Annotated in this window: 16 protein-coding genes; 10 read left to right on the top strand and 6 right to left on the bottom strand. The window is 55.7% G+C overall.

Translation table 11 applies throughout. From position 1 onward, the window contains the following. Nucleotides 1–27: 27 nt before the first annotated feature. The 6 genes from CHB79_RS12230 to CHB79_RS12255 all read right to left on the bottom strand — a co-directional run bounded on the left by CHB79_RS12230 (nucleotide 28) and on the right by CHB79_RS12255 (nucleotide 5,024). On the bottom strand, nucleotides 28–1,284 hold the full coding sequence (locus tag CHB79_RS12230) for a transporter (protein WP_089360121.1): 1,257 nt from the start codon (nucleotides 1,282–1,284) through the stop codon (nucleotides 28–30). Between the two features lie 48 nt (nucleotides 1,285–1,332). Next, a complete protein-coding gene (locus CHB79_RS12235) occupies nucleotides 1,333–2,115 on the bottom strand; it encodes a hypothetical protein (protein ID WP_089360357.1) in 783 nt (260 codons plus the stop codon). Nucleotides 2,116–2,126: 11 nt separating this feature from the next. Next, nucleotides 2,127–2,807 (bottom strand): C39 family peptidase, encoded by a 681-nt coding sequence (locus tag CHB79_RS12240; RefSeq protein WP_010487817.1) that lies wholly within the window; start codon nucleotides 2,805–2,807, stop codon nucleotides 2,127–2,129. A gap of 57 nt (nucleotides 2,808–2,864) precedes the next feature. Beyond that, a complete protein-coding gene (locus CHB79_RS12245; protein ID WP_089360122.1) occupies nucleotides 2,865–3,878 on the bottom strand; it encodes a hypothetical protein in 1,014 nt (337 codons plus the stop codon). 62 nt (nucleotides 3,879–3,940) lie between these two features. Then, a complete protein-coding gene (locus tag CHB79_RS12250; protein ID WP_089360123.1) occupies nucleotides 3,941–4,522 on the bottom strand; it encodes an adhesin in 582 nt (193 codons plus the stop codon). Between the two features lies 1 nt (nucleotide 4,523). Beyond that, nucleotides 4,524–5,024, bottom strand: a complete 501-nt coding sequence (locus CHB79_RS12255) for a hypothetical protein (protein ID WP_089360124.1) — start codon at nucleotides 5,022–5,024, stop codon at nucleotides 4,524–4,526. 594 nt (nucleotides 5,025–5,618) lie between these two features. Here CHB79_RS12255 and bufA2 point away from each other — a divergent pair. From bufA2 to CHB79_RS12305, 10 genes are all read left to right on the top strand, one after another. Next, nucleotides 5,619–5,882, top strand: a complete 264-nt coding sequence (gene bufA2 / locus CHB79_RS12260) for a BufA2 family periplasmic bufferin-type metallophore (protein WP_010487809.1) — start codon at nucleotides 5,619–5,621, stop codon at nucleotides 5,880–5,882. A gap of 92 nt (nucleotides 5,883–5,974) precedes the next feature. After that, entirely contained in the window at nucleotides 5,975–6,820 is an 846-nt protein-coding gene (gene bufB, locus CHB79_RS12265; RefSeq protein ID WP_089360125.1) for an MNIO family bufferin maturase, read from the top strand. Then, nucleotides 6,811–7,635: an HvfC/BufC N-terminal domain-containing protein gene (locus CHB79_RS12270; protein ID WP_089360126.1), complete on the top strand. Its 825-nt coding sequence runs from the start codon at nucleotides 6,811–6,813 to the stop codon at nucleotides 7,633–7,635. Before bufB ends, CHB79_RS12270 begins: the two co-directional genes overlap by 10 nt. 43 nt (nucleotides 7,636–7,678) lie before the next feature. After that, nucleotides 7,679–8,863: a C17 cyclopropane fatty acid synthase CfaB gene (gene cfaB, locus CHB79_RS12275; RefSeq protein ID WP_089360127.1), complete on the top strand. Its 1,185-nt coding sequence runs from the start codon at nucleotides 7,679–7,681 to the stop codon at nucleotides 8,861–8,863. Between the two features lie 95 nt (nucleotides 8,864–8,958). Continuing rightward, complete coding sequence (locus CHB79_RS12280) at nucleotides 8,959–10,719, top strand: sensor histidine kinase (protein ID WP_089360128.1); 1,761 nt, start codon at nucleotides 8,959–8,961, stop codon at nucleotides 10,717–10,719. A gap of 103 nt (nucleotides 10,720–10,822) precedes the next feature. After that, a complete protein-coding gene (locus tag CHB79_RS12285; protein WP_089360129.1) occupies nucleotides 10,823–12,166 on the top strand; it encodes a sigma-54-dependent transcriptional regulator in 1,344 nt (447 codons plus the stop codon). Between the two features lie 362 nt (nucleotides 12,167–12,528). After that, nucleotides 12,529–13,482 (top strand): TAXI family TRAP transporter solute-binding subunit, encoded by a 954-nt coding sequence (locus tag CHB79_RS12290; RefSeq protein ID WP_010487801.1) that lies wholly within the window; start codon nucleotides 12,529–12,531, stop codon nucleotides 13,480–13,482. A 153-nt stretch (nucleotides 13,483–13,635) separates the two neighbouring features. Then, on the top strand, nucleotides 13,636–15,663 hold the full coding sequence (locus tag CHB79_RS12295; RefSeq protein ID WP_089360130.1) for a TRAP transporter permease: 2,028 nt from the start codon (nucleotides 13,636–13,638) through the stop codon (nucleotides 15,661–15,663). After that, nucleotides 15,660–16,076: a DUF1850 domain-containing protein gene (locus tag CHB79_RS12300; protein WP_029529562.1), complete on the top strand. Its 417-nt coding sequence runs from the start codon at nucleotides 15,660–15,662 to the stop codon at nucleotides 16,074–16,076. The genes CHB79_RS12295 and CHB79_RS12300 overlap by 4 nt, the downstream gene beginning before the upstream one ends. A gap of 125 nt (nucleotides 16,077–16,201) precedes the next feature. Then, nucleotides 16,202–16,714 (top strand): GNAT family N-acetyltransferase, encoded by a 513-nt coding sequence (locus tag CHB79_RS12305; protein WP_089360131.1) that lies wholly within the window; start codon nucleotides 16,202–16,204, stop codon nucleotides 16,712–16,714. Nucleotides 16,715–16,765: the final 51 nt, after the last annotated feature.

Below are 16,765 nucleotides of genomic sequence, written 5' to 3' on the forward strand. Positions count from 1 at the left end.
AATTCCGCTCAGGTCTGCGACAGGGGTTTAGAAGTAGTAGGGAAACCTGATGCTGAAGGTGAAGTCCGGGGCATCGGGTGTCAGGCCAATTGACAGGTTGGGTACGATGCTCAGGTTTTCATCGACCGCATAGGTCATGCCGATGTTGTAGTACGCCGCATTGGCGTCACTGCTTGGTACTGACGTGAAGCTCTGACCCTCAGCCTTGACTTTGCTTTTTTGCGAAAGCAGTTGCGAATAGGACATCGACAGGCTCATGCGCTCGTTAAGCGCAAAGGCCATGCCCAGGCCGAATTGGAACCAGTTACCCAGCTGCACCGTTCCGGGTTGTTTGACCCCACGGGTGGAGCTGATGTCGCTGTAGTCTTCCTCCAGGTTGTAGGTGTAGGACAGGTTGCCGAAGAGCACGGCTGGGTCAACGGTTTTGACCAGGGATATACCTGGGGTGATTGACCACACGCCATTACCAGTAGGCAGTTCTTCAGGAACGGTCAGGTTGTCGTTGCCTGGCACCTGTTGCAGCTTGATGCCGTACGGGTCTTTACCTGTAGGCGCCTTGACCCGCAGGCTCACCACCGCATCGGGGCGGCTTTCAGTCTCCGTCATGAACTTGTAGGCGATACCGGCACTGATATCACCTATTTCAGGGTTACGGGTGACGGTTTCTTCAGAAATCGATGTGCTCGCGCCTCCTGCACCAGCCGACTCAAATGTAGTCTCGCGATACACCACGGGCACGTTGAGGTCGAACTGCCAACGGTCACGCCAGTTATAGCGTCCTGTCAGGTCGAGGGTTAAGGTGTCAGAGTTGATTTGGTCGACGCCGATGTTGCCGAGAAAGATGGTGTCGAGGGCCAGGAAGCCGTTAAGAAACAGTTGCCTACTGTCGTAGTGACTGTAGGTCAGGCCCGTTTCGAAGCTGAAGGTACCTGTGCCGAAAAAGCCGCTGGCCTCGTTGTAGATATTCTCAACGCTGCGTGCTGGCGCGGCATCATCTTGCAGGCTGGTGCCGTAACCGGCTTCCCCTGATTTGGCCACCGTCTCACTACGCCCGGTTGGAGGAATCGGGCGTAGCAATGGTTTTTGAACCGGTTGCGACTCAACTTGTTTGAGCCGTTGTTCAAGCACCATCAGGGCTTTCTGTTGCGCATCGTAGTGTTGTTTGAGTTGTTCTAGTTGTTGTTTTAATGCGTCTACTTCGGCATCAGTTGCAGCCATCAAGCTGGGGGCTGCAGCAGCGCTAGCCGCACACATAACCAAGCAGAGAGACAGGTGCTTCGGCATGGTAAGACTTCCGTTTCAGATCAGTCACAAATCCAGCCTAGACGATATTTACAGCCCTGTTGGACGCAAATTGTTAAGTTGGTTCCAATTACAATTCAAACCGTTCGCCGTCGGCATGTTTTCTTTGAGCAATACGTTGAGCGCAGCGAAATTGGTGACTGTGTTGCGTGAGCCGTATATGTCGGTACGTTGCACGGCACCGCCAGCACCAAGTTGTTGCAGGCTGGCGCCCTGGCCATTGGCATCAATTGCCAGTTGCAAGCCGCCGCCCATTGGACTGACCCTGACCGTACCGGCATCGCTGGTTTGCACGCGGTTGACAATCTGCGAGCCGGACATGACCGCAGGCGCTTTATTACCGTGGCTTACATCAATGTTGAGGTTGTTGTAGCTGGTGTTCAAATCACCCGCTGAGCGCGTGGTTTGCACCACGCCCTGAACATTGTTCAGGCTGTTGCCACCGCTTAGCTGGCCCGTTCCAGGTGTTGGCGCCGTCGTTGGTGTAGCAGGTGAGTTGGCCACGCCGGCGGCAATGGTTGCAGCCGCCGCATTACTGTTGTCCTCATTGAAAGTGGTGATATTGAACACAGGCTTGGGCATGTTCTGCTGGATTTGCATGTTGACCTTGGCACCGAGCACCTGGCCACTTGCGTTTTGCCAAGTGCTGGCCATGGTCACACCAAAATTAACGATTCTTCCAGGCAGCACATAGCGGCCCCGTAGTTGCGATAATTCCTGATCACTCAGCTCAGCAGGTACAAAGAGCCCTGTGGCGTGGAGTGGCAGGCTGGCAGCCAGGCAGATGGTTGCCACACACAATTGAGTCTTCATGTCGTGCTCCATTAAAAGAAGTCACTTTGTATAAAGCCGAACTCCATCAACTCGGCATCATTTACCGGCCTGAAACGATCCAGGCGGTTGCGTGCCGTAAGGGGTTGTGGCGGTTCAGTGAGTGGGTTGTTGCGGTCATAGCCGGCGCCAATCACTGCGAAAACAATACCGTTCCAGCCCTCTTTAAACTCGTCGAGCTTGTAGCGCTTGTGACCCAATACCGGGTCGCCGATATAGGCCCAATTGCCTTCGGTTTTCTGCAGCACCACGAAATGTTTGTAGCCGCGTACATCCAGCAGCACCACCACCGGTACTTTGACTTGTTCAAGTTGCTCGGCAGGAATGCGGTAACCGCGGGCACGCAAGCCAATGGCTTCGACATAACGCTTCATGTCGAGCATGGAGAAACCCTGGCTGCGGACCAGGTCGAGGTCTGCTTGCTGCAGCATGCCTTCAATGACAGTCTGCTCGTCGATATCGAAGCGATAACCCTGATACAGGATGGTAGCCAGGGAAGCAGCACCGCAGCTGAAATCGGTCTTTTGTTCGATCAGATTGCTGAAACGCCGCTCGCGAAAGCTTTCGACTTTCTTGAATGCCAAGGCACCACCCGGTAGCACCGGAAAGCCCAGTTGGGCGGAGTAGGATGCAGGGCAAATCAGCATCATCAGGACAACGAGAAGGGCGCGCATAAGTCAGTCCTTGTAAAAGAAAGGGACTCCGAAACCTCCGGAGCCCCCAGGACTAGCTTAGTAGCGAAGCGATTCGCCGCCGCCGGTACCACCAGCTGGGCACGAGGTGCAGCCAGCAGCAATCGACAGGGAGTTGCTTTGCTGGTTACCAGCACCCGCCGCCACGTTGACACCGACGTTACCCGAGACGTAGTTCAGTGAGCCGCTGAGCACTGCAGTGTTGACCACTGGAGCGTTGAAGCCAGCTACAACTGGGATATTGCCAGTCACTACACCGAGCAGGCCGATTACACCTTCTTCGTTGAAGGCCAGTGCGCCGCCGTCTTTGTTGAGGTCTTGAGCGCCTTGTGCATCGCTATCCAGGTCTACGTGGCCAGTGTTGGAGCCACCTGGGTGACCTTCGCCTTCCCACGAGTCGAGATAGACATCGCCGATCTGGTCAGACTTGCCTTTGTAGCCACCAACAGCGGCCATGCCCAGGGTGACTTTTGCAGAGCCATACTCAAGGGTGGCTTTATTGTTGGTGGTGTTGCCAGAAATAGACTGAGTGGCTGTGCTGCTGGCGGTTGAGAACGCGCCGGCAGACACGGCAGCAGCCATGTCGTTTTTCTGTTGGTTATAAGTACCAGCTGCAACGTTGGCACCGACGTTACCACTGGCGCCGTTAAGCGAGTTGGTAAGCGCTGCAGTGCTTGGGTTGGAATAGTTCATCACGCCGTTGTTGGTCAACTTCTGGTTCACAGTGGTTGACGCTTCGGCGGTACCGAACACAAAGCTTGCATCGGCACTGGCAAGTGCTGCGGCGTTGGCTTGTTGGTTATTGGTACCTGCAACAACGTTGATACCGACGTTACCCGAGGCGTTCGCCCCAACGTCGTCAACGCCCGCTGCGTTTTCAGTGCCTTCGTTCAGTACGCCGTTACCTTTGATGATCTGGGTATCGTCGACAGTTGCAGATGCGCCTGTTTCAGGAATCCAGGATTTTTTCTGGTCGGCTTGTACTGTTGTCGCTGCCATGGCGACTGCCAAAGCGAGTGCCAGCGGCGTCATTACTACCATTTTAGTTTTCATGGTGTATCTCCTTGCCTTGCTGTGTTGGACTTAGGACTTACTCACTTGTGTTGCGCTCAGGGTTAATCACTAACCCTGATACTGAGGTTGTTCCCCATGCGGTTCCCGACCCCAGCGCTCTGGTTCAATTGCACTACTCCACGGCTCCCGACAAACGCAGTGTCATCGGTTGCTACGCGTCGCTCCCCTGTGGAAGGTGCAACTGTTCCCGAGATTTGGGTAATGGCCACGCTTTGTGACAGCACCGAGTCATCCAGGCTGGTTGGCCCCGAACTCACGCTGATGCTCATTGCATTGGCCTGTTGTGTGCCTGCCCCCGCGGATTGGTTGATTCCGAGGACACCGTTACCAGAGCTGAATGCGCCCGCTTCAATGGCCACGCCTGCGGCTTGAGAGCTGTCGACGTTATTAATATTCAGCTGTTGGATTTGTTGGGTCGAAGCGCTGGCGCCGTTGCCAATTGCCAGGGCTCTTGCATTACTTTGCTGTTGCGACTTTCCCGCCGCTTGGTTGACCGAAACAACGCCTTGGTAGTGACTGGCGCTGTTGGCGATATTGGCCTGGTTGGGCGTTTCGGCCAGCGTCATGCCGGAAAGTGCAGCGCTGGAAACAGCGAGTGCGATTAACAAGGGCAGGTTCTTCATCTCACTTGCCCCCGGTCAGCATATTCAGTGGGGCCAGCCCGCGTTGAACGGTGCTGTTGATGGTGCCGCCCAAGCCACTGCCGGCATTGCCACCTGAATGCCCGGCTGAGCCGGTGTTGGTGGCTCCTTGATGGTTGACCTGGTCTGTACCGAGTGCGTTGAAACCAGGAAGGCTGCCGTTGGGCATGATCATGGAATTGATGCTGGCGCCGGTGGTGATGTTGGCGAAGTCTGAGTCTGCCAGTTCGCCACCCATGCCCATTTGGGTGTTGTTCAGGCTGCCATTGACCGTGGTGACGACTTGCCGAGAAATATTGGTATTGACCACCGTTGGATTGGGGTCGGGAATATCAGTGGGGTGCGTTGCAAGGCGCGGCTGAACCTGGCGACCCAATACGATAATGCCGTCTTGGGCGAACGTAGGTGCAACGTAGACGCTTGAAAGCATCACTAGCGTGATGGCCAGTAGTGAGGATTGGAATGACCTTGAACTAGGTTCCATGACATCAATTCCTTATACAGCTCTTGGCAGTGACAACTCTTCGGTTGGTTGTGCCGAACTGTTCGCAGGAGTCGTGCCGGAATTGATTTGTGCTGAAATATCAGAGAGTTGGATTTGTTTGTGGCAGGCAGGGCGGAGCCGGGTGTTTCATCAATGAGACAGCATCGGCCAGCGTTATTGGGGTTATCCGTGCCTAGCCAAGCCTGGCTCAGGCTTCGCCAGGTGTTGCACGGATGAAACAGGTAGGCGGTGAAAACCGTAAAGCAGCGTAAACAGTGGGCGCCATCTATTTGGTGTGTTTCATTCTTGATACAGATCTGTTTAGCAACGCGCTGAACCTGTTATGTAGAACTCAGTTAGCCGATTAAGTTCGGCGCGGCCTTGTCCTGGCGCAAGGGTTGAATCGGGAGACCGCAAGGCTGCTGGCCCAAAGCTGTAACGGGTCAGATGATTCCTAACTTAAGGTGGGAATGGTTTTTGCGACGTTTTTTTAAATGACGTTGTAACGAATATGGTCTATCTCTCTCTAGTGATACGTCGCGTCTAACAAATGTTGTGCGACTGGCGTATTACACATAATCCGAGGATGTGCACATGACTAACAAAACCACACTTGCTGCTACCGGTGCTGCTATCGCGTTCACTGCTGCAACCATGTTTGCAACCATGGCCAGCACTGTAGCTGTCGCAGAAGATTCGCCTGTTCAATGCTTTGGCGTTAACGCCTGCAAAGGCCAGAATGACTGCAAAACCGCTGAAAACGCCTGTAAAGGCCAGGGCATCTGCAAAGGTCATGGCTTCAAAGCCATGTCGTTGGCTGATTGCAATGCTGCCAAAGGCCGCGTTGGCGAGGAATAAGCACCTTGCAATTGAATGTCGCCATCGGTTGATGGCGACTTCAATTTTATTGCACAGGTTCAATTACACCAGATCTAACCAAGGAGCTTGGCATGTCAGCTAAGTCAGCCTGTCTTGGCTACGGCCTGGGATTGCGAATTCCCTATTATCAAGAAATTCTCGAGCAACGACCTGATGTCGATTGGTTCGAGGTGATTTCTGAGAATTTCATGGTCGAGGGCGGCAAAGCCCTTTATCACCTGGACGCGGTCGCCGAGCACTATCCAATAGTGATGCATGGTGTCTCGCTGTCTATTGGCGGTCCACACGAACTGGATCGCGATTACCTCGCGCGTCTCAAGCAACTGGCACAGCGGGTCAAGCCGCAGTGGATTTCCGACCACCTGTGCTGGAGCCGCGGTAACGCCCATCACCTGCACGATTTGCTGCCACTACCTTTCACCGATGAAAGCCTGCAGTACGTAGCGGCGCGAGTCCAACAGGTGCAGGATGTAATCGAGCGCCCGCTGGTGCTTGAGAATGCCTCGACTTATATCCGCAGCGCCGGAGATCAATACACTGAGTGGGCGTTTCTCTCGGCCCTGACAGAGATCACCGGCTGCGATCTACTGCTGGATGTGAACAATGTTTACGTCAGTGCGCGCAACCATGGGTTTGACCCATGGACCTACATCAGCAGCCTGCCTGTGGATAAAGTTCGTCAGTTGCATTTGGCCGGACATACTGATTACGGCAACTACGTGATCGACACCCACGACCACCCGGTGTGTGATCCGGTTTGGCAACTGTACGAGCGCACCATCGGGCACCTGGGGCCGGTTGCGACAATGATTGAGCGTGATGACCACTATCCGCCATTTTCCGAATTGATGGCCGAGCTGCAAAAAGCTCGCGAATTAGGCGCCAGAGCCCTCCAGACGGAGCCTTTATGCGGCTGAACCAGTGGCAGCAAGAAATTGAAGCCTATTTGCTGGGCGCCGACTCGCTCGCCAATGACGAATTGCGAGCCAGCCTGGTGGGCAGCCCGAACCTTGATGTCGACCTGGGCTTGGCGATTTACCACAATGCCTATCGCGCACGGCTGATCGAGACCCTGCGAGGCGATTACCAGGCGGTGCATGGCTGGATGGGCGATGAAGAGTTCGATGCGCTGGCGCTGGCCTATATCAATGCCTATCCGCCCGATCACTTCAGCCTGCGCTGGCTAGGTGCCCGGTTTGCCGAGTTTATCGAGGCTCACCTTATACCTGAGCAGGCTGAGCCGCTGGCTGAGCTTGCGCGTTTTGAATGGGCTTTCACCCTGTCATTCGATGCGCCAGATGGCGAACCGTTGACCGAGGCTGTATTGGCCAGCTTGCAGGCTGATGAGTGGCCAAATCTGCAGGCGCGGTTTTTGCCAAGCGTGCAATGGCAAACCCTGCGCTACAACACCATGGCCTTGTGGCGCGCGATCAAGGAAGACACCGAGTTTCCCGGCAGCCATAGGCTGGAGCAGGAGTCTGTCTGTTTGATCTGGCGCGCTGGGCTGATCAGCCGCTACCGCACCCTAGGGCCTGATGAAGCCAGCGCGCTTTACAAAATGGCAGTGCAAGGCGGTAGTTTTGCTGAGCTCTGTACCGACCTGGTACCCCTGGGTGATAACGCCATGGCCCAGGCCATCACCTGGATTCGCCAATGGCTGGCTGATGGCACTTTGCAGCGTTACATGGGCGAGCCGGTTATCTATCAGGTCGATAGCATCACTTCGCAATAAGCTGAGCTACGCTTTTTGTTGTCAGCAAAAAGCGGAGGTTCATATGATTCAGTCCATACCGCCAGTATTACGTAGCCTGCAATTGCCGCTGCGCTTGAAGTTGTGGGACGGCAAAGAGCTTGATCTTGGCCCTCAGCCACGGGTTACGCTGGTGATCAAAGACCCAAGCCTGATCACTCAATTGTCTGAGCCGCGACTGGACATTCTGGGCGGGGCCTATGTTGAAGGCCGCGTCGAGCTGGAAGGCCAGATGAGCGATATCATCAAGGTCGGGGTCGGGCTCAGTGAAGCGCTGATACCTGACGACAGCTCGGCAGCGGTTGAGCATGAACTGCATGATAAGGCGACCGATGCTGCTGCGATAAGCTATCACTACGACCTGTCCAATGAGTTCTACGCGCTATGGCTAGATCCGGAGATGGTCTATTCCTGTGGATATTTTCCAACAGGCGATGAGTCCCTGGAGCAGGCGCAATTGGCCAAGCTACGCCTGTTGTGCCGCAAGCTGCGCCTAGAACCAGGCGACAAGCTGCTTGATGTCGGCTGTGGCTGGGGTGGCCTTGCACGGCTGGCGGCTCGCGAGTTTGGTGCCCAGGTCTACGGCATCACCCTGAGTGCGGAGCAACTGAAGCTGGCCCGTGAGCGCGTTGCCGAGCAAGGCTTGGCGCAACAGGTTGAGTTGCAGTTGATGGATTACCGGGATCTGCCGCAGGATGGCCGGTTCGACAAAGTAGTCAGTGTCGGTATGTTTGAACATGTTGGCTACGCCAACCTGGCGCAGTACTGTCAATGCTTATTCGGGGCTGTTAAACCGGGCGGCCTGGTGATGAACCATGGTATTACCGCTCGCCACACCGATGGCCGTGCGGTTGGCTATGGCGCTGGCGATTTTATCGGCAAGTATGTTTTCCCCCATGGCGAGCTGCCCCATCTCTCTACCATGACTGGCGTACTGAGCGATGCCGGGCTGGAAGTGGTTGATGTTGAAAGCCTGCGCCTGCATTACGCGCGTACCTTGACCTTCTGGAGTGAAAGACTTGAGTCGCAGTTGGACAAGGCGGCGTCAATGGTTCCGGAGCAAGCGCTGCGTATCTGGCGCCTATACCTGGCCGGCTGCGCCTATGGTTTTGCCCAGGGCTGGATGAACCTGCACCAGATACTCGCCGTTAAGCCTCTGCCTGATGGCGGCCATAATCTGCCCTGGTCGCGCACTGACATCTACGCTTGAATATCATCTCATTGCGGTAATTGCTGCTGGCGCTAATACAGCGTCAGCAGCGAGTTTGTCTTAACATGGGGCAACCTTGTTGAGATGATCGCTGCATGCCTGCCCTTTTTCTTCGATACCGTGTGGGGTTTACCGTCCTGCTGATTGCCATCGGCCTGCTTGCAAGCATGTGGCTGGCGGGGCGTTATGCACAGCAACGTGTCTGGCAGGAGCGTAGCGTTGAAGCGCGCGGGCAACTGCAGTTGTATGCCCAATCCATACACACCTTGGTCGAGCGATTCAGTTCGGTGCCCGAGGTGCTTTCACTCGACAGCGATATCAAGGCGGTGCTCAGCTCACCGGATGACCTGCTGTTGCGCGCAGGACTCAATCATCGCCTGGAGCAACTTAATCGGGCCGCCGGTTCCAATGTGCTCTATTTGCTAAACGCGCAGGGCGACACGCTGGCGGCCAGCAACTGGCGGGAGTGGAGCAGTTTTGTCGGTAACAACTATGCATTCCGCCCTTATTTTCGCGATGCCTTGAAGCAATCATCCGGGCGTTATTTTGCGGTAGGGGTTACCACTGGAATCCCCGGTTATTTTCTCTCCCATGTGGTGCTCGATGACCATGATCAAGTGCTGGGTGTTTTGGTGGTCAAGCTTGAGCTTGAGGAGCTGCAACGCGAATGGGTCGAGCAATCGGGCATCTTGCTGGTGGCTGACACCTATAACGTGGTGATTTTGAGCAATCGCCCGGCATGGCGGTTCAGGACATTGAGCGAGTTGAGTGATAAGGCGCGAAATGAGCTGATCGAGGTGCGAAAATATGCCGAACAAGCGCTAAAGCCACTGCCAAGCAAGTTGCGACTGCAAATTAACCCGGAGTCGCAGTGGCGCACTGTGGATGGCCCGGACGGTACACAGGATTATCTCTGGCAAAGCCAACAGCTGCCGGATGAAGGTTGGAACCTGTTTCTGCTGATCGAGCCGCAAAGCGTGGTCGACAGTGTGCGCAGCTATCGCTTGGCTGGCGCTGGTGTATGGATGACCCTGGCGTTCTTATTGCTGTTTTTGCTGCAGCGGCGCAAGAACCATCGCTTGCAAGCCAATATTCGCGAGCGCCTTGAGCAGGAAGTGAGTTTGCGCACCGCAGAATTACGTGAGGCTCAGGATGGTTTGGTGCATGCGGCGAAGATGGCAGCCCTGGGCCAAATGTCAGCGGCCATGGCCCATGAAGTCAACCAGCCGCTGACCGCGATGCGCATGCAGCTGGGGAGTTTGCGCCTGCTGTTGGATAGCGGTCGCCAGGCCGATGCCTACGCGGGATTGCAGCGTATTGATGGCTTGCTTGAGCGTATGGCATCACTGACCAGCCATTTGAAAACCTTTGCCCGTAAAAGCCCGGCCGGGCTCAGTGAACGTTTGTCGCTGGGCGAGGTTCTGGACCAGGCGCTACAGCTGCTAGCGCCGAGAATGCGTGGCGAAAATGTGCAACTGTGTAGCCAAGTTGATTATAACGTGCATGTTTTAGGGGATGCGATTCGCCTTGAGCAAGTGCTCCTCAACTTGCTCAATAATGCTTTGGACGCCATGACGGGATCCGAAACGCCGCAGCTGGATGTGGTTATCCAATCTTGTGCGAGCCAATGCGTGCTCAAAATTGCCGACAATGGGGGAGGGATTGACGCAGCTAACTTAAAGCATGTGTTCGATCCGTTCTTCACCACCAAGCCTGTCGGTCAGGGCCTGGGGTTGGGACTGGCGGTGTCATACGGCATAGTGCGCGAACTGGGCGGTACGCTAGAGGCGGCTAACAGTTCGATTGGTGCGGTGTTTACCATGAAATTGCCAATTGCACCTGAGCCTCAAGGCTAGGGAGTGGGGAGGACGCTGCTCACAGTTTTGCCGCAATGTTCAAATCGAGACTACCAAGTCAGGCTCATGGCGATACACTGCGCGCGTTCTAGTTGGAGGTCGTATGAGCAGTCAGGTGTTGGTTGTTGATGATGAAGTGGCTATTCGTGAAGCCGTGCAGCAGTGGCTGGAGCTTTCCGGTTTCAGTGTGCAAACCTGCTCAAGTGCTGCCCAGGCGCTGGCTTTGGTCGATCGGGATTTTCCCGGTGTCATCATCAGCGATGTGCGTATGCCCGGCACTGACGGCCTGCAGCTACTGGAAAAGTTGATCGAGCTTGATCGCGATCTGCCGGTGATCATGGTGACCGGCCATGGCGATGTGCCCATGGCGGTGCAGGCCCTGCATCGGGGCGCCTATGACTTCATAGAGAAACCCTTCACTCCTGAGCGCTTGCTCGACAGCGTGCGCCGCGCATTGGAAAAACGCCGTCTGGTCTGTGAAAACCGCGAATTGCGCCAACAGTTTGCCAACAAGGACCGGATAGAAAGCCAATTGCTGGGTGTCTCGCGGCCGATGGAAAACCTGCGTCGGCAGATTCTCGAACTGGCGGGTACTTCGGTGAATATCCTGATTCGTGGTGAGACTGGCAGTGGCAAGGAGCGGGTTGCGCGTTGCCTGCATGATTTCAGCGCCAGGGCGGGCAAGCCCTTTGTGGCGCTCAACTGTGCTGCCATTCCAGAAAATCTGTTCGAGAGCGAGCTGTTCGGCCATGAAAGCGGTGCATTCACAGGTGCGCAGGGTAAGCGTATTGGCCGTATCGAGCATGCTGACGGCGGCACTCTGTTCCTTGATGAAATCGAGAGCCTGCCGTTGGCGCAGCAAGTCAAGTTGTTGCGCGTGTTGCAGGAGAAAACGCTTGAACGCCTGGGTTCAAACCGCAGCATTCAAGTGGATTTGCGGGTGATCAGCGCGGTTAAGCCGGATTTGCTGGATGAGGTTCGCAAAGGTCGCTTCCGCGAGGATTTGTATTACCGGCTCAATGTTGCAACCCTGCAGATACCGGCTTTGTGTGATCGCCGCGAGGATATTCCTCTGCTGTTTGAACACTTTGCCCAGGAGGCAGCACAGCGCCATGGTCGCGAGGTGTCACCCTTGCCTGCGACCGAGTTGGCGCGCTTGCTCGGGCATGACTGGCCAGGCAATGTGCGTGAGCTGATCAACGCCGCGGAGCGTCATGCACTGGGCTTGAGTGCGCCGGTCGAGGCTTTTGCCAGCCAGTCACTGGCACAGCAGATGGAAAGCTTCGAAGCACAATGCTTGCATAACGCCTTGTTGCACTGTCAGGGCAATATTGCCCAGGTGATGGAGTTGCTGCAGTTACCACGGCGCACCCTCAACGAAAAAATGCAGCGTCATGGTTTGCAGCGAGGCAGTTATCGTCCGGCGGGCAGTCAGGATGATGAATAGGCGGAATACCGCCTATTGCTGTTTATATCTAGGCGGTTTTTTGCCGATAATCGACTTTTAGTTTATCTAAACCCTTCTGGCACGGCGCTTTCACGCATTGGCACGGCATCTGCTACGGTTGTTGTTAACCCGTTTACTTACGGGTAATCCAATAAGAAAGACTAGAGGTATGCCATGAGCCATCTTGCCCTGATCGCGAGTCAGTCGCGCACTCCCTCCAGTACACCGGGCTATACGTCTTGTGTAAGCGAAAGCTTCTTTCACGCACCGATAAAATCCGACGCATGCTAGCCGCTCCCCGGCGGGCATCGTCTACAGTGAAAAACTCTGCATAAAGCCATAACAACGACGGAGATTCATCCATGCGATTGACCAAGCGTTTAAGCCTGTTCGCAGCTGCCGCAACCCTGACTGCAAGCACTGCGGTTCTGGCGGCCCCAACCTTTATCAACATCCTCACGGGCGGCACCAGCGGTGTGTACTACCCGATTGGTGTTGGCCTGTCGCAGATCTACAGCAACGGCATTGAAGGCTCGAAAACCTCAGTTCAGGCGACCAAGGCGTCGGTTGAGAACCTCAACCTGCTGCAAGCCGGTCGCGGTGAATTGGCGCTGGCCCTGGGTGACTCTGTTGCCGATGCCTGGAACGGCGTTGAAGAAGCTGGCTTTAAAGCACCGCTGAAAAAGCTGCGGGCGATTGCCGGCACTTACCCGAACTACATCCAGATCGTTGCCAACAAAGAGTCGGGCATCAAAACCCTGGCTGACCTGAAAGGCAAAAGCATCTCGGTTGGCGCGCCAAAGTCGGGTACCGAGTTGAACGCTCGGGCAATCCTCAAGGCTGCTGGCCTGAGCTACGAAGACATGGGCAAAGTTGAATTCCTGCCTTATGCCGAGTCGGTTGAGCTGATCAAGAACCGCCAGCTGGACGCCACCTTGCAGTCCTCGGGCCTGGGCATGGCGGCTATTCGTGACCTGGCGGCCACGTTACCAATCAACTTTGTATCGGTCCCGGCTGATGTGGTTGCCAAAATCGGTAACGATGCCTACCAGCCAGCCAATATCCCGGCCGGTACCTACGATGGCCAGGACGCTGACGTTCCAACGGTTGCCATCACGAACATTTTGGTGAGCCATGAAGGTGTTTCTGAAGAAACCGCCTATCAAATGACCAAGTTGATGTTCGAGAACCTCAAGCGCTTGGGCAATGCCCACTCTGCGGCCAAGGACATCAAGCTGGAAACCGCTGCCAAGAACCTGCCAATTCCGCTGCATCCAGGCGCGGAGCGCTACTACAAAGAAGTCGGCGCGCTGTAATCCTCGTGAATCGGGGCGCACAAGCTTGCGCCCCGATCAATATTGGTTCTGATATTCGCGCACCAGAGGTGCTAATAAAACCAGTGTTCCGAGGGAACGGTAGGTTTTGTTAGCGGTTCTGCGCAACCGTTTCGTAATGAGGGCGTCATCGCCATGAGTGAGAACAACCAAGGCCTTTCAGCAAATCCTGGTGAGTGGCCAAAAGCGCTGTTTTTTGTTGCGCTGCTGTTTTCCATTTTTCAAATCACCACGGCGGCCTTTCACCCCGTGTCGAGCCAGGTGCTGCGTGCTGTTCACGTCGGCTTCCTGCTGCTTACCGTATTTCTGAGCTTCTCCATCAATGGCAAAGGTCGTCCATGGCAACCTGCTGCCTGGATTCTGGGTCTGGCCGGCATGGGCACGGCGATTTACCAGTGGGTGTTTGAAGCTGACCTGATCTATCGCTCCGGCGACCTGACGCAAATGGACATGGTGGTCGGCCTGGTCCTGATTGCCCTGGTATTCGAGGCTGCCCGCCGCGTCATGGGCATTGCCTTGCCGATTATCTGTGCGCTGTTTCTGGCTTATGGCCTGCTGGGCCAGTACTTGCCGGGCGACCTGATGCACCGCGGCTACGACCTGGATCAACTGGTCAACCAACTGGCGTATGGCACCGAAGGCCTGTACGGCACGCCGACCTATGTCTCGGCGACCTATATTTTCCTGTTCATCCTGTTTGGTGCCTTCCTTGAGCAAGCAGGGATGATCAAGCTGTTCACCGATTTCGCCATGGGCCTGTTTGGCCACAAGGTTGGCGGCCCGGCGAAAGTATCCGTGGTGTCGTCTGCGCTGATGGGCACCATCACCGGCTCGGGTGTGGCCAACGTGGTAACTACGGGCCAGTTCACCATTCCGCTGATGAAGCGTTTCGGTTACCGCTCGGCATTTGCTGGCGGCGTCGAGGCGACGTCGAGCATGGGCAGCCAGATCATGCCGCCGGTGATGGGTGCGGTTGCATTCATCATGGCCGAGACCATCAACGTACCTTTCTTTGAGGTGGCCAAAGCCGCGTTGATTCCGGCAATCCTGTATTTCGGCTCGGTGTTCTGGATGGTTCACCTCGAGGCTCGTCGTGCCAACCTGCATGGTTTGCCGAAAGACCAATGCCCAAACCCCTGGGCTGCGGTTAAAGAGCGTTGGTACTTGCTGATTCCGCTGTTCATCCTGGTCTACCTGCTGTTCTCCGGACGCACACCGCTGTATTCGGGCATGGTTGGCCTGGCACTGACGGCGATTGTGATTCTCGGTTCGGCGATCATCATGCGGGTGTCATCAACCGGCATGCGTATCGCTTTCTGGGTGGCGTTGGGCCTGCTTTGCGCCGGCTTCTTCCAGATGGGTATTGCCGTGGTATTTGGCGTTGTCGCACTGCTCGTTGCGACGTGCTGGTTTATCAAGGGTGGTCGCGAAACCTTGACCGTGTGCTTGCATGCACTGGTTGAAGGTGCGCGTCATGCAGTGCCGGTGGGTATTGCCTGTGCATTGGTTGGGGTGATCATTGGTGTGGTTTCCCTGACCGGTGTGGCTTCGACATTCGCCGGCTACATCCTGGCGATCGGTCAGGACAACCTGTTCCTGTCGCTGCTGTTGACCATGCTGACCTGCCTGGTGTTGGGCATGGGGATTCCGACCATTCCCAACTACATCATCACCAGCTCGATTGCCGCGCCTGCACTGCTCGAACTGGGCGTGCCGCTGGTGGTTTCGCACATGTTCGTTTTCTACTTCGGGATCATGGCGGACCTGACGCCACCAGTTGCCTTGGCCTGCTTTGCCGCTGCGCCAATTGCCAAAGAGAAGGGCCTGAAGATCAGCCTGTGGGCGATCCGCATTGCCATCGCCGGTTTCATTGTGCCGTTTATGGCGGTCTATGACCCAGCCCTGATGATGCAGAGCGATAACTGGCTGGCGATTATTTATGCTTTGTTCAAAGCGGCTGTGGCCATTGGTTTGTGGGGCGTGGTGTTTACCGGCTTCCTCAACTTCAAGCTGTCCTGGTGGGAGCGCCTACTGGGTTTTGCCGCTGGTGCGAGCCTGATCCTGGCGACCCCTGCCAGCGATGAGATTGGTTTTGCACTGGCCGCAGTCTTCCTTGGCCAACACCTGTGGCGTGCGCGCAACAAGCCGGTGGCTGCGCTTTGATTGGTCTGTGCATGGGCCTGGCTGGAGCGGTGTGGGCGCAGTTGCCTGTCAGCGACTTCACCCTGGCCTGGAAACACACCATCGAGCACATCCGCTGGGAAGAGGATTATCGTGTCACTGCCGAGGGCCTGGTCCTTGGTGAGGCGCGTGTAAAGGGTACTGGCGCCGGTATGGAAATACCGGATGACGCCGTACTGCGTGAGGGCAGCTGGCACTACCATCGCCAGCTAGCGCCCCTGCAACCTCTGCGCTTGGGGCGAACCCCCGAGGCTGGGGATTACCAACTGTGTTTCAACCAGCGTTGCCACTCTGCGAGTGAATGGCTCGGCCCGCCAAAAGCGTCCCAGCCCGCGTTGGAACTTTGGAGTTGTGAGCTCGACTCCCCCGCCTCGAAAGGTGCGGGCAAGGGTTAATCAGTTAACCTGCTCCCAGTGCCACAAGCACTGGTTGTATGATGGAGAGAACCCCCATTTGGTTTTGCCAGTGGGGGTTTTGTTCGTCTGCACCCTTATTAATCCAGTCTGTAGAGAGTTTGATTGTGAGTGACCTGACCTACACCACTTATTACCTGCAGATGCTCAGCCCTGGGCAATTGCGTGCCAAGCCATTGCCTGCTGAGTTAAGTGTCATCGAGTGCCAGCACAAGCAGTTTCAGCTCAACCGTTTTCTCTACCAGTTGGTGGGCGAACCCTGGTTGTGGACAGATAAACTGGTCTGGACCGATGAGCAATGGCAGGCATTGATCAACAGCGATCAGCACCGCACCTGGGTGGCATACTCCAAAGGTGCAATCGCCGGTTACTACGAGCTGCAAATGAGTGCCGAAGGTGATGTGGAAATCCTGTATTTTGGTTTGGCTCAGGACTTTTTCGGCCAAGGTTTTGGTGGCCCCTTGCTCAGCCACGCATTAGCGTCTGCCTGGTCCTGGCCAGGTGTTAAGCGGGTGTGGGTGCATACCTGTACCCTCGATCACCCCAGTGCGCTGAGCAACTATAAAGCGCGTGGGCTTGAGGTTTATCGAGAGCAGGTTACAACTGAGTCGGCTAATTGATCGACTCCGGCTAGACTGGTTGAATCACTATCGACTGATTTCTGGAGCAGA

This window comes from Pseudomonas segetis (genome assembly GCF_900188155.1).
Classification (GTDB): domain Bacteria; phylum Pseudomonadota; class Gammaproteobacteria; order Pseudomonadales; family Pseudomonadaceae; genus Aquipseudomonas; species Aquipseudomonas segetis.

Excerpts from the sequence above, each read along its gene's own strand:
- CHB79_RS12230 (WP_089360121.1), bottom strand. The coding sequence starts at position 1,284 with ATGCCGAAGCACCTGTCTCTCTGCTTGGTTATGTGTGCGGCTAGCGCT.
- CHB79_RS12235 (WP_089360357.1), bottom strand. The coding sequence starts at position 2,115 with ATGAAGACTCAATTGTGTGTGGCAACCATCTGCCTGGCTGCCAGCCTG.
- CHB79_RS12240 (WP_010487817.1), bottom strand. The coding sequence starts at position 2,807 with ATGCGCGCCCTTCTCGTTGTCCTGATGATGCTGATTTGCCCTGCATCC.
- CHB79_RS12245 (WP_089360122.1), bottom strand. The coding sequence starts at position 3,878 with ATGAAAACTAAAATGGTAGTAATGACGCCGCTGGCACTCGCTTTGGCA.
- CHB79_RS12250 (WP_089360123.1), bottom strand. The coding sequence starts at position 4,522 with ATGAAGAACCTGCCCTTGTTAATCGCACTCGCTGTTTCCAGCGCTGCA.
- CHB79_RS12255 (WP_089360124.1), bottom strand. The coding sequence starts at position 5,024 with ATGGAACCTAGTTCAAGGTCATTCCAATCCTCACTACTGGCCATCACG.
- bufA2 (WP_010487809.1), top strand. The coding sequence starts at position 5,619 with ATGACTAACAAAACCACACTTGCTGCTACCGGTGCTGCTATCGCGTTC.
- bufB (WP_089360125.1), top strand. The coding sequence starts at position 5,975 with ATGTCAGCTAAGTCAGCCTGTCTTGGCTACGGCCTGGGATTGCGAATT.
- CHB79_RS12270 (WP_089360126.1), top strand. The coding sequence starts at position 6,811 with ATGCGGCTGAACCAGTGGCAGCAAGAAATTGAAGCCTATTTGCTGGGC.
- cfaB (WP_089360127.1), top strand. The coding sequence starts at position 7,679 with ATGATTCAGTCCATACCGCCAGTATTACGTAGCCTGCAATTGCCGCTG.
- CHB79_RS12280 (WP_089360128.1), top strand. The coding sequence starts at position 8,959 with ATGCCTGCCCTTTTTCTTCGATACCGTGTGGGGTTTACCGTCCTGCTG.
- CHB79_RS12285 (WP_089360129.1), top strand. The coding sequence starts at position 10,823 with ATGAGCAGTCAGGTGTTGGTTGTTGATGATGAAGTGGCTATTCGTGAA.
- CHB79_RS12290 (WP_010487801.1), top strand. The coding sequence starts at position 12,529 with ATGCGATTGACCAAGCGTTTAAGCCTGTTCGCAGCTGCCGCAACCCTG.
- CHB79_RS12295 (WP_089360130.1), top strand. The coding sequence starts at position 13,636 with ATGAGTGAGAACAACCAAGGCCTTTCAGCAAATCCTGGTGAGTGGCCA.